At 69.3% G+C, this 13,815-nt stretch carries 11 protein-coding genes; 5 read left to right on the top strand and 6 right to left on the bottom strand.

The genetic code is table 11. From position 1 onward, the window contains the following. Positions 1-48: 48 nt before the first annotated feature. Complete coding sequence (locus V5D55_RS04690) at positions 49-4,506, bottom strand: glycoside hydrolase (protein ID WP_435748169.1); 4,458 nt, start codon at positions 4,504-4,506, stop codon at positions 49-51. 104 nt (positions 4,507-4,610) lie between these two features. Between V5D55_RS04690 and dcd the strand changes: the two genes are divergently transcribed. Then, the gene (dcd, locus tag V5D55_RS04685) at positions 4,611-5,216 is read left to right on the top strand and encodes a dCTP deaminase (protein WP_435748167.1); all 606 of its coding nucleotides are present in this window, start codon (positions 4,611-4,613) and stop codon (positions 5,214-5,216) included. Between the two features lies 1 nt (position 5,217). Next, complete coding sequence (locus tag V5D55_RS04680) at positions 5,218-5,679, top strand: hypothetical protein (RefSeq protein ID WP_435748165.1); 462 nt, start codon at positions 5,218-5,220, stop codon at positions 5,677-5,679. On the opposite strand, the gene V5D55_RS04675 is transcribed toward V5D55_RS04680, so the two are convergent. Next, a complete protein-coding gene (locus tag V5D55_RS04675; protein ID WP_435748163.1) occupies positions 5,663-6,622 on the bottom strand; it encodes an alpha/beta fold hydrolase in 960 nt (319 codons plus the stop codon). The genes V5D55_RS04680 and V5D55_RS04675 overlap by 17 nt on opposite strands. A gap of 73 nt (positions 6,623-6,695) precedes the next feature. Between V5D55_RS04675 and V5D55_RS04670 the strand changes: the two genes are divergently transcribed. Beyond that, positions 6,696-7,343, top strand: a complete 648-nt coding sequence (locus V5D55_RS04670) for a TetR/AcrR family transcriptional regulator (protein ID WP_435748161.1) — start codon at positions 6,696-6,698, stop codon at positions 7,341-7,343. 110 nt (positions 7,344-7,453) lie between these two features. On the opposite strand, the gene V5D55_RS04665 is transcribed toward V5D55_RS04670, so the two are convergent. Continuing rightward, on the bottom strand, positions 7,454-8,224 hold the full coding sequence (locus V5D55_RS04665; protein WP_435748159.1) for a hypothetical protein: 771 nt from the start codon (positions 8,222-8,224) through the stop codon (positions 7,454-7,456). Between the two features lie 104 nt (positions 8,225-8,328). Between V5D55_RS04665 and V5D55_RS04660 the strand changes: the two genes are divergently transcribed. After that, on the top strand, positions 8,329-8,880 hold the full coding sequence (locus tag V5D55_RS04660; RefSeq protein ID WP_435748157.1) for a MarR family winged helix-turn-helix transcriptional regulator: 552 nt from the start codon (positions 8,329-8,331) through the stop codon (positions 8,878-8,880). 9 nt (positions 8,881-8,889) lie between these two features. Here the strand turns inward: V5D55_RS04660 and V5D55_RS04655 are convergent, their stop codons facing one another. The 3 genes from V5D55_RS04655 to V5D55_RS04645 all read right to left on the bottom strand — a co-directional run bounded on the left by V5D55_RS04655 (position 8,890) and on the right by V5D55_RS04645 (position 12,318). Then, complete coding sequence (locus V5D55_RS04655; RefSeq protein WP_435748155.1) at positions 8,890-9,807, bottom strand: cation diffusion facilitator family transporter; 918 nt, start codon at positions 9,805-9,807, stop codon at positions 8,890-8,892. A gap of 178 nt (positions 9,808-9,985) precedes the next feature. Continuing rightward, positions 9,986-11,392 carry an MFS transporter gene (locus V5D55_RS04650; RefSeq protein WP_435748153.1) on the bottom strand — a complete coding sequence of 469 codons (1,407 nt, stop codon included), beginning with the start codon at positions 11,390-11,392 and terminating at the stop codon, positions 9,986-9,988. 98 nt (positions 11,393-11,490) lie between these two features. Then, complete coding sequence (locus tag V5D55_RS04645) at positions 11,491-12,318, bottom strand: serine protein kinase RIO (RefSeq protein WP_435748151.1); 828 nt, start codon at positions 12,316-12,318, stop codon at positions 11,491-11,493. Between the two features lie 258 nt (positions 12,319-12,576). Between V5D55_RS04645 and V5D55_RS04640 the strand changes: the two genes are divergently transcribed. Beyond that, positions 12,577-13,767 carry an MFS transporter gene (locus tag V5D55_RS04640; RefSeq protein ID WP_435748149.1) on the top strand — a complete coding sequence of 397 codons (1,191 nt, stop codon included), beginning with the start codon at positions 12,577-12,579 and terminating at the stop codon, positions 13,765-13,767. Positions 13,768-13,815: the final 48 nt, after the last annotated feature.

The following is a 13,815-nucleotide window of genomic DNA, read 5'->3' as shown; positions in this document are numbered from 1 at the left end:
GGTCATCGTGGACGACTGCCCACGATGACCCCCGAACGATGCATCCGCTCAGCGTCGCCAGCGCCGCCGTCCGGCGAAGGCGAGCCCGCCGCCCACGAGGAGCAGTGCGGCCAGAGCGAGCATCGAGGTGAGCGCGGTCGCGTCCATTCCGGTCGCGGCCAGCCCGCCGCCGGACGAGACCCCGCCGGTTCCCGGCTGTCCCGTTCCCGGCTGTCCCGTGCCCGGCTGTCCGGTGCCAGGGTCTGCCGCGCGCACGGTCAAAGCGGCGCGGAACTCCGTGCCGTCTGTCCGTGTCAGCACGACGTGGTGCTGGCCGGCCGGGATGTTCGCCGGGACCTTCCACGTCAGCGAGGCGGCGCCCGCACCGTCGGCCGTCACCGTGCCCATGTCGACCGGGTCGGAGTGCAGCGCGAACGACACCTCCTCCGCAGGCTTCAGCCCCGCGACGTCGACGGTGATGCTCTTGCCGGCGGTGACGGCATCCGTCGAGATCGTGATCTCCGGCGCTTCCGGGGTCACCGGTTCGTCGAGCGTCACCATGATCCAGCTCACCTGCACGTCGGCGTCGCGCGTCGGGTGCAGCACCAGCTCGATCTCGCCCGCATCGCCCACGGTGATGTCTCCGTAGCTGCGCGTCTCGTCGGCCGCGACGTAGTCGTGGTCCTCTTCGACGACCGCGCCGTTGACGCTCACCTTCGCCCCGCGGTCATCCCACTGATCCCAGGGATCCGCGTAGCCCACGTGCACGCTGTAGCGTCCGGCATCCAGGTCGCCGAAGCGGTAGGCGATGTCACGCCCTTCGACGGCGTACCGCAGGGTCGAGAACATCGTGCCTTCCGCCGTGCCCGACGACTTGCTGCCTTCGCTGACGTAGCCCCACGATGAGCCGGTGTCGGCGTCGTCACCGAGGGCCTGATCGGGCCGGGTGTTCTGCAGGTCGCCCTCGTCGGCGACAGCATCCCGCAGTGCGACCCAGTCGGCGGTCTGCTGGCCGCCGGCGTTCACGGCGTACCGCAGCCCGTCGGGCACCACGGCGATCGTGCGGGTGAACGTGCGCCCGCCGAACTGCGGCAGGGTGCCCGTCGCCGTCACGACGCCCGGTACATCGAACGATCCGCTGAACGTCCAGGTGACCGGCTGCTCGGTCGCGATGCCGTTCCTCGTCACGTTCACGACCGGCACGTCGAAGTCGCCGCCGACCGGAACCGTCTCCGGAACCGCCGACACCTCCCACGCCGACCACTGGTCGAGCTGGTCGAGCGTCCACTCGTCGTGCACCTCGACCGACAGGGAGTCGCCGCCCTCGCCCATGCTGAGCGGAAGCCACACCATCTGCGCGTTCTTGAGGTCGGTGCCGCCGTTCCAGCGGTCGCCCATGTAGATGTACTTCCCGTGGTCGGGGTCGACCGGGATCACCGAGGAGGGCTGCGAGTTCCAGGAGTTGCTCCGCGCCCACGACGGGAACGGGTCGCCCTTCTCGGTCCACTCGCCCATGAGGTCGGTGGCCGTCGCCCAGCGTGACGGGTTGGGGCTCCAGCCCGTCGTGCCGGACGTGATCAGGAAGTACCGTTCGTCGTGCTGGAAGATCGCCGGAGACTCCCGCGACTGGTTCACGAAGATGCGGTTGTAGTCCTCGCCGAGCACGGCCTCGTCGGCGGGCGTCGCGAGATCGGTGTACTCGTCGTTGAGCTTCGAGATGAACATGGTGGCGTTCTCCTCGCTCGAGTAGATGATGTACCCGGTCCCGTCGTCGTCCACGAAGAGGTTCATGTCGCGCGCCATGCCCCGGTTGTTCGGAGCGTTGTTGGGCGGGTCGGCGTCTGCCGGCGCGTAGTTCAGCCGGTAGCTGTCGATGTAGCGGAACGGGCCGAACGGGGAGTCCGCCACAGCTACACCGGCGTTCGCCTTCGCGTACTGCGCGGAGGACGTCGCCGACGGTCCGTCCATGTGCGCCCACATCACCCACTTGCCGGTCTTCTCGTTGAAGATCACCTTCGGGCGCTCGATGATCGGCGGGGTGACCCCCTCGACCGGCACTGTACCGAGGTCGCGGTACACGGCATCCTTCTGATCCTGTGAATAGTCGCCGTAGAGCGCCTCGAAGTACGGGGCGTCGAAGTCGTCCTTCGATGACAGCGCCCGCAGCGCGACGCCGCGGTCCTCCCAGTTGTAGAGGTCGTAGGAGCTGTAGACGTGCACGCCCGGCGCCGAGTGGTAGCCGTTCGTGCGGTCCTCGCCGTAGAGGTAGTAGATCGTGCGGCCGTCGTCGTCCTTCGAAGGGACGACCTGGCCGCCGTGGGCCTGGATCACCTCGCCGTCGGTGTCGAGCCACTCCTGACCGGGGCGGAAGCTAGCGTACGGAGCGATGTCGTCGCGCGACGCCTCGAGCTTCCATGACTGGTTGGCGCCCCAGTTCGACTGCCACAGGCCGACCGATGCGCCGACCGACGTCGATGCACCCGCCACGTCGAGCACGCCGCCTCGGCCCGCGTTCAGCAGGCTGAAGGTCTTGCCGTCCGTCGAGGTCATCATCCACTGGGCTGACGGATCGGCGGATGCTGCCGCATCGTCGACCGTTCGCAGCACGGTGCTGTTCCCGTCGGCGACGAGCGTTCGCCCGTCGGCTGCGCGCAGTGCGAACCGGTCGCGCGAGGTGCCCGGCTGGTCGTCGAGCAGGGTCGCCGTCCAGGTCTGCGCCTCGATCAGCTCGGGCTCGCGGGTGCTGCCGAGCTGCGTGCTGTCGTCGACGACGGTCAGCGCGTGGCCGCTCTGCACTCCCGTGATCGTGTACGAGTCGCCGTCGCGGAGCGCGGGAGCGTCGGCGGAGACGCCCTCGACGCCGGAGACCACGAACGTGGTGACCGACTTCGCCGGAACGGTCAGGGTCGCCGTCCCGTCGGCGCCGACGGAAACCGCGGTGCCGGCGCGCAGTGCGTTGGCCGTGGGGTCGGATGCCGGTGACTCGGTCGTCACGATCGGGGTCACGGTCGCGCCCTCCTCGATGTCGCCGAAGAGCGACAGGTCGATCGTGATCGCGCGGTCTTGGTCGCTCTCGTTCGTGTGCACGAGCGTGGCGCCCGAACCGTCGCTGTCGATCGCGGCGGTGGTGTCGTCGTCACCGACGCGCACCAGCTGGTCGCCGGGCTCGATGTAGTGCGTGAAGTTGCGGAGCGTGTTGTACTTCGCGTTCGTGCGGATGCTGCACGAGGGGTCCGCGTCTCCGTCGGCGATCCGCCGTTCGGACTCTCCGTCGGCGTTGCAGTCGAAGTCGATGAAGACGGAGCCCCAGTTCAGTTTCTCGACCTTCTCCATGTTGTAGAGGTCTTCGACCGGCTGCCAGAGAACCCAGGCCTCCGGCTCGAGCTCGCGCAGGTCGTCGCTGACCAGCTGCGCGATGCCGAGACCGTTCTCGATCGCGTCGGGGTTCCAGCTGTTGCCGCCCCAGTTGCCCTCGACCTCGCTCATCCACAGCGGCTTGTCGGCGCTCTTCGCGATGTCCCTGGCGAGCTGGCGGTTGCCGGTGCCGTAGGTGTGCACGTTGAGCTGGGCGACCGCGTCGCGTGCCTCGCCGTCCCAGCCGTTCCAGTCCTCGACGAACTTCTGCGGGTTCGTCTCGTCGGGGCCGGAGATGGCGGCATCCGTCGTGGTGTCGGATTCGGCGAGCTCGGCCGCGAGAGCCTTGATCACCTTCGCCTGCAGGGCGGGGCTGACGTGCGCCCCCTCCTGGCGGCTGGCGCTCGTGGGCCAGCCGTCGTCGCCGAGGGTCGTTCCCCAGTAGTTGGTGTTCGGCTCGTTCAGCGGGTCGATCGTGTCGAACGTGATGCCCTGGGTGTCTTCGACGTGTTCGACGACCGTCTTGATGTAGGTCGCGAACGTGCCGAGCGAGTCCTGACGGATCTGGTCGGCGTTCGAGTCGGTGCCGCCGCTGACGAAGCCGCTCTCGGTCATGAAGTAGGGCGGGGAGTTGCTGAACGCCTCCCAGGTGTCGACCTCGTCCTTGATCGCCGAGACCCACGCCAGCTGCGCAGCATCCGCCGAGAAGTCGTAGTCGCTGTCATTCTCACCCGTCCACGCGGCGCGGAAGCGGTCGCGGTCGGCGAAGTCGGAGGAGATCTCGCCGCTGCCGTCGGTGAGCGGCGCGTCGGGGTTCCACCATCCGGGAACGGCGCCGCCGGGGCGGAGGTAGTCCGGCACGTCGGAGGCGTTGCCACCGCCGATGTTGTACCGCGCGATGTTGAGGTTCAGGCCGTCGTCGCCGAAGACCTTGTCGATCAGCTCATCGCGCAGTGCGGTCGGATAGCCGCCGGTGGCGTTCGCCATCCAGACGAGGCTTGATCCCCAGCCCTGGAAGGGCTCGCCGGCATAGGCCGGATTGGGTGTCAGCGTGAGGTCGGATTCGGCAGCGGCGGCCGTTTGAGGGAGGGCCGCAAGTCCGCTCGCCGTCGCCGCGAGTACCGCGGTCATGGCGAACGCGCGCCGGGCAGGGGTCGCTCTTCTTTCAGACATCCTTGTCCATTCAGATTGTGTTGACGTTAACATGTCGACGTCAACACAATCTAGCGGATGACCGTCCTCCCGACAAGGGCGAAGCGGGCAACTAGGCTGAACCCGTGCTTCTCAGTGATCGCGACATCAGGGCAGAACTCGCATCCGGCCGCGTCGGCCTCGACCCGCACGAGCCGGAGATGATCCAGCCGTCGAGCATCGACGTGCGCCTCGACCGGTACTTCCGTCTGTTCGACAACCACAAGTACCCGTTCATCGATCCGTCGGTCGATCAGCCGGAGCTCACGCGACTGATCGAGGTCGACCCGGAAGAGCCGTTCATCCTGCACCCCGGGGAGTTCGCGCTCGGGGCGACGTTCGAGCAGGTCAGTCTTCCCGACGACGTCGCGGCCCGCCTCGAGGGCAAGTCGTCGCTCGGACGCCTGGGCCTGATCACGCATTCCACGGCCGGCTTCATCGACCCCGGGTTCACCGGTCACGTCACCCTCGAGCTGGCGAACGTCGCGACCCTGCCGATCAAGCTCTGGCCGGGTATGAAGATCGGGCAGCTCTGCTTCTTCCGGCTCACGTCGCCGGCGGAGAACCCCTACGGCTCCGGTCCGTACGGCAACCGCTACCAAGGGCAGCGGGGCCCGACGGCATCCCGCTCCTTCCAGAATTTCCACAAGACAGACGTCGGAATCACCGACGTCGGAGCAGTCGGAGGCTGAGATGAGCGACGTCAGCGGCACCACCCCGGATCCGCCGGTCACCCCGGAAGAGCCGGAGATCGCGCCCGCCGACGTCGTGATCCCCCCGCCGCCTCCGGAGATCCCGATCCCGGAAGGACTGCTGAACCCGCCGGTCTCCGAGATCCCGGTGGCCGATGCCGTGATCCCGCCCCCGCCGCCGGACACACTGCGTCGCTCCGATCGTCCACGCCCGACGCCGGCGATCCTCGAGGGCGATCAGCCGGCCGCGGTCGCCGACGACTGGGCGCAGCCGTCGGTCGCACCCGAGGTGCCGACGTCCGGCGGCTACCGCGGACTCACGGTCGCGATCTTCGCCTTCCTGCTCGCGCTGCTCGTCGTCGCGTTCGTGCTGCTGGCCTATCTGCTGGGCACGGGCAGGTATCCGTTCTTCGTGTTCGACGACGCGGCCTCGCTGTCGGCCGTGCTCACGCCGCTGTTCTGACCTCGGCCTTCGTTCCGGGCTCCGCTTTCGGGCTGGACTCCGCCTTCGCGGGGCGTGTCCGTGGGGCAGCCGTGCCGAGCGCGTCGACCGCGGCGAGGCCGCCGGTCGCCAGCGCGATGACGGCGTCGAGCGTGGCATCCGCCGACAGCACGCGCGTGTGCCCGAAGCCGTCGGTGCGCAGCAGTCGGGAGCGGTCGCCGTGGGCGGCGTGCAGGCGCAGCGAGTCGGCATCCGGCATCCGCTGATCGGTGCGATCGTGCACGACGAGCAGTGACGTGTCGGCGGGGAGCGGATGCTGCGCCGCGTCGTACTGCGCCGTGACCGCGGTCTCGTCGAGGCCGAGGCGACGCTGGAACCGCGTCGTGAGGTTCTGGGCGGTCGCCCGGTCGACCCTGAACTCCCGCACGAACTCGTCGAGGAAGGCGGCGGGACCCGCGCCGCCCGCGATGACCGCGACGGCGGGAGTCGGGACAGTCGAGCGGGCAGCGGTCAGTGCGGCGAGGGATCCGAACGAGTGCCCGACGATCATCGCGAACGGCCCGTGGATCGCCAGCAGCTGCTCGGCGAGGGTCACCCAGTCGCGGGCGTCGGTGCGACGGCCCTTCGAGACACCGTGCGCGGGAGCGTCGAACGAGACCACGCGGAACCCCTCGTAGACGAGTTCGCGCACCAGCGGGGCGAACTGCGAGGCGCGCCCGCGCCACCCGTGCAGGAGCAGCACGGTTCGCGATCCGGTGCCCCATTCGTAGCCGGTGACTTCGATGCCGCGGACCGTCAGGCTCCGGCGCCGAGCCTCGCTGTGCGTCGTGGCATCCCACTTTCGCACGCGCATGCGCGGGCCGGGCGCGAAGAACGCGCGGTAGGAGAGGTACCCGGAGATAGCGGGGGAGAGGCGGGCGGTGGTGCGGATGCTGCGGCCGACCAGTGCGGGCAGGGATGGCATGGGGACTCCTTCACCGAAAGAATACGAACGATCATACGTATAGTATGCGAACGATCGTTCGTATACTAGGGGGATGTCGGATAACGCAGTTCTGGACGGGCGGAGGGCACGCGGCGATGCCTCGCGCCGCGTGGTGCTCGAGAGCGCGACCGACCTGGCGTCGGTCGACGGACTCGACGGCCTCACCATCGGGCGGCTCTCGGAGGCGTCCGGCTACAGCAAGAGCAGCATCGCCACGCTCTTCCAGAGCAAGGAGGGGCTGCAGCTCGCCACGGTCGCGGCGGCCCGTGAGATCTTCGTGGCGCAGATCATCGAGCCGGCGCGAGAGCAGCCGCGTGGCGCACGCCGGTTGGCGGCACTCATGCGCAACGGGCTGATCTACTCGCGGGACCGCGTGTTCACCGGCGGATGCTTCTTCGCGGCGACCGCCGCGGACGTCGACTCGAAGCCCGGTCCGGTGAGTGATGCCGTGCGAGCGGGCTTGGCGGACTGGTACGCCTACGTGCAGGTGCAGATCGGCTACGCCGTGGCTGCCGGCGAGCTCGAGGTTGACGACGTCGAGGTGCTCGCCTTCGAGCTCATCGCCCTGGATGACCAGGCGAACTCCCGGTCGCTGCTGATGCGCGACGATCGGCCGTATGCACTCGCCGCCGCCGCCATGCGCGGCCGGCTGCGCGCGGCAGGGGTCGATGAGGAGACGGTCGCTCTCCTGGAGTTGTGAGCGCCCTTCGTCTCGGCGCTTCGCTCCTCGCTCAGGCGCCGGAGCCCACGACGAAACGCCCCACCCGACGGGAAGTCGGATGAGGCGCTTCGAAATCGCGTGGCCGTATGTCAGGCGTCGCGACCGCGCGTGAAGCCGGCGTCGAAGCCGCGCTCGTACGCGTGCTGCGCGTGACGCGCGGCGCGGTGCGGGCCATGACCGCGGTGGCCGTGGTCGCTGCGGTCGTTGCGGCCGTCAGCGTGACGGCAGTCGCCCTCGCGCTCGTCGGCGTCGGGGCCGAAGCCGGGTCCGAAGCCGGGTCCGAAACCAGGGCCGAAACCCGCGCCGAAACCGCGACCGGGACCGAAACCGCGACCCGGACCGAAGCCGCGACCGAACGGACCGCCGAAGCGCCGCGGGAAGCCGCGGCCTTCGCCGCGCTCGCCGAAGCCGTGCCGGCGTCCACGTCCGCGGGGAAGGGGAGTCTCCTCATCCCAGCCGAAGGCGCGGGCGATCTTCTCGAGCGAAGCGAGGGTGGTCGCCATCTCCTCCTCGGAGACGGCGTCGGTCACCTTGGCGCGGATGCCGTCGACGAGGGTGCCGAGACGATCCTTCGCCGCGCGCCCCTCATCCGTGAGTGCCCAGCCGTCGCCCTCGGCGGCGACCCAGCCGCGCTCGACGAGGCTGTGCAGCTTGTGGCCGTCCAGCTTGTGCCCGTGCGGAGGGCGGCGCGCCGGAGTGGTTCCGTCGATGACGTTGAGCAGCCGCCAGTCGCGGCGGCTCGCCTGCTCGCCCTCGAAAGCGCGAGCGAAGTCAGCCGCCATCAGGCGGTCAGCGGCCTTCAGCCAGTAGCCGAAGGGGCGGGAGGTGTTCTCTGAGTTCTGAGAATCAGTGGTGTTCATGGGAAGTCCTTAGATGTCAGTGTGCATGTGCTTGTCACATGTCATGTATATGTAGTGTGACATGCAGTGCTGATCCATGTCAAGTCGCATGTAAAATCGGATTCGTGACCTCTGAACCGATCGACCCCGCCGAAGCCATCGCCCAGGCCCTGTCCCGACTGCGGGGGCGCCGTCCTGGTGGCGGTCCCGGCGGCCGTGGTCACGGCGGTCCGCACGGCTGGCCCGGTGGCCCCCAGGGTGATCACGGCGAACACGGCCCCTTCGGTCATCGAGGCCACCCCGGCATGCCCCCGTGGATGTCCGACCCCTCCGGCCGCATGGCCGGGCCCGCACGGATGCGCATGCTCGAGGCACTCGCCGCGGCATCCGCTCCTCTCAGCGTCAGCGCGTTGGGCGAGGCGATCGGCGTCGATCAGCCGCGCGCCTCACGGCTCGTGCAGCAGGGGGTCGAGAAAGGTTTCGTCCGTCGCGAGGCCGACCCCGACGATGCCCGCCGCACGCGCATCGCCCTCACCGACATGGGCCGCAAGCTCGCCCGCGGTATGCGGGGCGAGCGGCGGGAGATGCTCACCGGAGCCCTGGCCGCATTCACCGACGAGGAGCGCACCGAGCTCGCGCGGCTGTTGAACAAGCTCGCCGACAACTGGCAGCGCTGAGGCTTCCGCCTACGATTCCGTGAACTCCAGCGACGCCTCGTCGTCGACCGAGAGTGACAGCACCACCGTCTCGACTGCGTCGTGCGCCTCGATCTTCCGCTCAACGTCGCGCAGCGACCGCGCGACGTCGTGCTCCTGCGCATCGCCGGCGAGGTCGATCTCGGCCACGATGAAGAGCCGGTTCGGTCCGACGTACTCGATGTGCAGGTAGGTGACGCGCTCGATCTGCGGGAGCGCGAGCAGGGCGGTGCCGACGCGCGCCCGCAGCTTCGGCGCCGCGGTCGCTCCGACGAGGAAGGCGATGTTCCGCCGGATCAGGATGATCGCGACCACGCCGAGCAGCACGCCGACGAGGATCGAACCGACGGCATCCCACGCGGCGATACCGGTGATCTGGTGGAGGAAGATCGCCCCGCCCGCGAGCACCAGCCCGATCAGCGCGGCGGAGTCCTCGAAGAACACGGCGCGCAGGGTGGTGTCGCTCGTCTCCAGCACGAAGTCCCAGGTCGAGGAGCCGCGCTCCTTCGCCAGCCTCCGCGACTTCACCATCGCCTGGGTGAACGATGCGCCCTCGAGCACGAACGAGATGCCCAGCACGATGTACGCGACCGTCGGGCTCTCGACCGGCCCGGTCTCGCCGAGCTCCTGGATGCCGTGCATGATCGACACGATCGACCCGGCGGTGAAGATCCCGAACGCCGCGATCAGCGACCAGACGAACGCATTGCGTCCGTAACCGAGCGGATGCCGCGCGTCCTTCGTCCGCGCGCCTCGGCGGTCGGCGATGAGCAGGAAGATCTCATTGCCGGCATCCGCCCACGAGTGCGCGGCCTCGGCGACCATGGATGCCGAGGACGTGACGATCGCGGCGACCGTCTTGGCGACTGCGACCAGGATGTTGGCGAGGAAGGCGAGGATGACGGTCACGCGGTCAGGCTACTCCGGTGGAGGTGTCGGCACCGTCCCGGGATGTGCACGACTTCGGAGACGTGCCGCGACTCGCCGTCGGAAGGGCCGACCCGCCCGGCGTGCCGCCTCGCGGCTCCGAAGCTGTGCTCGGGGGCCGGGCTGGGCCGGGCCGGACTGGGCCGGGCGGGGCGGGGGCTCAGCGCGGCGCCTTCACCGGGAGCAGCAGGAGGAAACCGGCGATCAGGACGATCACGATGCCGAGGATGCCGAAGGCCGTCTGGCTCGTCAGCACGATCAGCACCGTCCAGGCGCCCGAGGCCATCCAGCTCGCCGCGCGACCGGTCGTGGCGTAGAGGCCGAAGATCTCGCCCTCGCGGCCGGCGGGGGTGACGCGCGCCAGGAAGGAGCGGGCGGCGGCCTGAGCCGGACCCACGAAGGCGCAGAGGATGAGCCCGCCGATCCAGAACACCATCGTCCCGCCGTCGCGGAGGAAGAAGACCGCGAGGCCCGCGACGACCATCGAACCGATCGAGGCGAGGATGATGCGCTTCGGGCCGACCCGGTCGTCGAGGCGGCCGGCGAGGATCGTGGAGACGCCGGCGATCAGGTTCGCGGCGATGCCGAAGATGATGATGTCCTGCGTACCGAACTTGAACACCGCGGTGCCGATGATCGCTCCGAACGCGAAGACGCCGCCGAGGCCGTCGCGGAACACGGCGCTCGAGAGCAGGTACCAGAACGTGGGGCGGGTCTCGGGGTCGCGGTAGAGGCCGGCCACGTCCTTCACCAGCAGCACGTACGACTGGAAGAACCCGACCTTCCGCTCGGGGCGGCCGAGCGAGGGCTCCGGCACATTGAGGAAGATCGGGATGCTGAAGATGATCGTCCACACCGCGCATCCGACCGCGATCAGGCGGTAGGCGAGGCCGTTGTCGGTCGACATGCCGAACCAGTCGAATGTGTCGAGCACGACCACGATGACCAGGGCGAGGATGCCGCCGATGTACCCGAAGCCCCAGCCGAGGCCCGAGATGCGGCCGACGTTCTTCGGGTTCGCGATGCCGATGAGCATCGCGTTCGAGTTCACGGCGGCGATCTCCCCGAACACGGAACCCGCCGAGATCAGAGCGACGCCGAGCCAGAAGAGCGTGGGGGTCGGCTCGACGAACCAGAGGCCGAGCATGCAGATCACCAGGGCGCCGGTGCCGATGCCGAGCCAGAGCTTCTGGCGGCCCGCGGCATCCGCTCGTTGGCCGAGCACCGGCGCGAGCAGCAAGATTCCGAACGCCGCGATCGTCGAACCCAGCCCCAGCCCGGAGGTGAGGTCGGCCTCGGCGGCCATGCGGGCGGGATCGGTCGGGTCGAGCGCGGCGATGTCGGCCGGGAGGAAGCCCTCGCCCACCAGGTACAGCGCCGTGAAGACGAAGGTGAGGATCACGGTGTTGAAGGGCTGCGTCGCCCAGTCCCACAGCGCCCAGGAGTAGATCTGCTTCTTCGGGGCGGGGGTCTCGCCGCGCAGGTCGAGGCCGATGACGCCGACCGCGCCGCTGTTCGCGGTGGCGACGGGCTCGGGCACACCGGCACGCGCGTCAGGTTCGCTCATGCTCGAAGTCTGGCGCTGCGCGGTGAACGGGTGGTGACGGCGCGCCGGGCGCGTGCCCGTGATGGTCGACGCCGTCGCACCTGCGGGTCGGGCGAATCTCAGGCGTACGACGCGGCGAGCAGCTCGGCGAACAGCTCCTCGGGGTCGCGTTCCACTCGCCGCCGGGTGAACCAGTCGCAGATGTTGACGCAGTCGCGGTGCAGCAGGTCGAGCCCCTGCGGGTTCGCGATGATGTCGACGATCTGCGGCAGGTCGATCACCCGCACCCGCCCCTCGTGCACGAGCAGGTTGTACGCCGACAGGTCGCCGTGCGCGAAGCCCGCGGCCGCGAAGATCCGCATGATCTCGACGATCTGCGCGTAGAAGTCGGCGAGTTCGGCGCGGTCGTTGCGCGCTTGAGCCAGCCGCGGCGCGGCGGTGCCGTGCGCATCGCCCAGGAACTCCATCAGCAGCTCGGTGCCGTTGACCTGCACCGGGTAGGGCACGGGCGCGCCCAACTCCCACATGCGGCAGAGCGCCTCGAACTCGGCGAACGACCACTGCGCGGCGGCGACTTCCCGCCCGTGGCTCGACTTCTTCGCGAGGGCACGGGTATCGCGGGTGTTCCGCGTGCTGCGGCCCTCGGTATACACAGCCGAGCGATGGAAGCTGCTGTGCTGCGCCGACCGATACCGCTTCGCCGCGAGCAGCACCCGCTGCGACGGGTCGTCGGGCACGGCGCGCTCCAGCAGGAACACGTCGGCCTCCTTGCCGGTCTTCAGGATGCCGAGCTCGGTGTCGAGCGCTCCGGCGGAGGTCACCACCCACTCGGGCCAGGGCTCGGGCCCGCGTTCGGAGGGGGTGACGGCCGGCCACGTGGACCAGCGCTGGTACTCGCCGGGTTCGACGTCGGCGAAGAAGAGTTCTGTTTCGAAAGGATCAGACAAGTTGTGGCTCCGGGAGGGGAGGCCACACCAGGGATCAGGAGCGGGTGGCCTCGAAGGGAAGGTGGTCGGCGGTGAGCGCGACAAAGACGGTGTTCATGTCCTCAGCTCCTCCCGCTCGGCCTTCCGGGCCCATCCCGGTGCGCCCACGAGCCTAAGCCCCGCCCGTCGGCTCTGTCCAGCGAAACACCCCGGACGAATGGTCGGATGCGGCGGACGACTGGTCGGGCGTCGGCATCCGGATGCTGCGAGGGTAGAACCATGACCACGACAGCGCCCATCCCGACGACCGTCTCCCCTCGAAGCACGCGGATGCCGTACGCCGCGCTCGTCGTCATGATGCTGATGAGCTTCCTGCTCGTGACGGCCGAGTTCCTCCCGAACGGTGTGCTCACCGAGATGGCGGAGTCGCTGCGCATCACCCCGGGTCAGGCGGGGCAGACCGTCACGGTGACCGCGTTCGTCGGACTGCTGGTGGCGCCGACGATCGGCCTGATCTTCCCGCGTCTCGACCGGCGGTCGCTTCTCGTGTGGATGGCGCTCGCCGCGGCCGTGTCGAATCTCATCGTCGCCGTCTCGCCGAACCTCATCCTCATCCTGCTCGCCCGCTTCCTGCTGGGTGCCGCGATCAGCGCGTTCTGGTCGATGTCGATCACGGTCGCCGCGCGCATCGCCGGGCCGGAGCGCCTCGGGCGAGCCGTCATGTTCACGGCTGCCGGCGCCTCGTTCGCCACCGCGGCCGGTGTTCCGATCGGTGTGATGCTGAGCGAGCTCATCGACTGGCGGGGGGTCTTCGCGCTGGCCGGAGTCGTCACCGGTCTGCTCGCGATCGCGCTGCGCGCACTGCTTCCCTCGGTCCCCGCGGAGCAGGCCTCGAGCCTGCGGCTGCTGGTCGACACGCTCCGCCGACCCGGCATCAGCCTCGGCATGATCGGCCACGTGCTGATCGTGCTCGGTCACTTCCTCGCGTACACGTACGTGCGGCTCGCGCTGGAGCGCATCCCGGATGTCGACGCCTCGACGATCGTCGTGCTGCTGGCCCTGTTCGGCGCGGGCGGCCTGATCGGCAACCTCGTGATCGGGGTCGTCATCGACCGGTCCTTCGCCTTCTTCGCCGTCTTCACTCCTGCGGTGATCGCGGTCGCGGTCGCCGCGATGATCCTGCTCTCGGGCACGGTCATCGGCCTGGGCATCGTGGTGTTCGTCTGGGGCCTCTTCTTCGCGTCGTGGCTGATCGTGGTGAACACCTGGGTCGGTCATCGGATGCCGGACCGGCTCGAAGCCGGCGGAAGCCTCGTCGTCGTGGGTTTCCAGGGCGCGATCATGATCGCCGCGGGCGTCGGCGGCTTCCTCGTCGACGCGCTGAGCGTCGAGCTGGTCTACGCGGTCGGCGCTGTCGCCCTGGTCATCGGCGCCGTGCTGTTCGGGTTGTCGAACCGCATCAAGGCCTGAGCCGCCGGGCACGGGCTTCGCCCGCCGGGCACGGCCCCGCCCGCCGTG

Source organism: Microbacterium sp. PMB16 (genome assembly GCF_051294855.1).
GTDB lineage: Bacteria > Actinomycetota > Actinomycetes > Actinomycetales > Microbacteriaceae > Microbacterium.
This window is presented reverse-complemented; position numbering and strand designations above follow the sequence as displayed.

Coding starts and splice junctions, on each gene's coding strand:
- V5D55_RS04690 (WP_435748169.1), bottom strand. CDS start 4,506: ATGTCTGAAAGAAGAGCGACCCCTGCCCGGCGCGCGTTCGCCATGACC.
- V5D55_RS04680 (WP_435748165.1), top strand. CDS start 5,218: ATGAGCGACGTCAGCGGCACCACCCCGGATCCGCCGGTCACCCCGGAA.
- V5D55_RS04675 (WP_435748163.1), bottom strand. CDS start 6,622: ATGCCATCCCTGCCCGCACTGGTCGGCCGCAGCATCCGCACCACCGCC.
- V5D55_RS04670 (WP_435748161.1), top strand. CDS start 6,696: ATGTCGGATAACGCAGTTCTGGACGGGCGGAGGGCACGCGGCGATGCC.
- V5D55_RS04665 (WP_435748159.1), bottom strand. CDS start 8,224: ATGAACACCACTGATTCTCAGAACTCAGAGAACACCTCCCGCCCCTTC.
- V5D55_RS04650 (WP_435748153.1), bottom strand. CDS start 11,392: ATGAGCGAACCTGACGCGCGTGCCGGTGTGCCCGAGCCCGTCGCCACC.
- V5D55_RS04640 (WP_435748149.1), top strand. CDS start 12,577: ATGACCACGACAGCGCCCATCCCGACGACCGTCTCCCCTCGAAGCACG.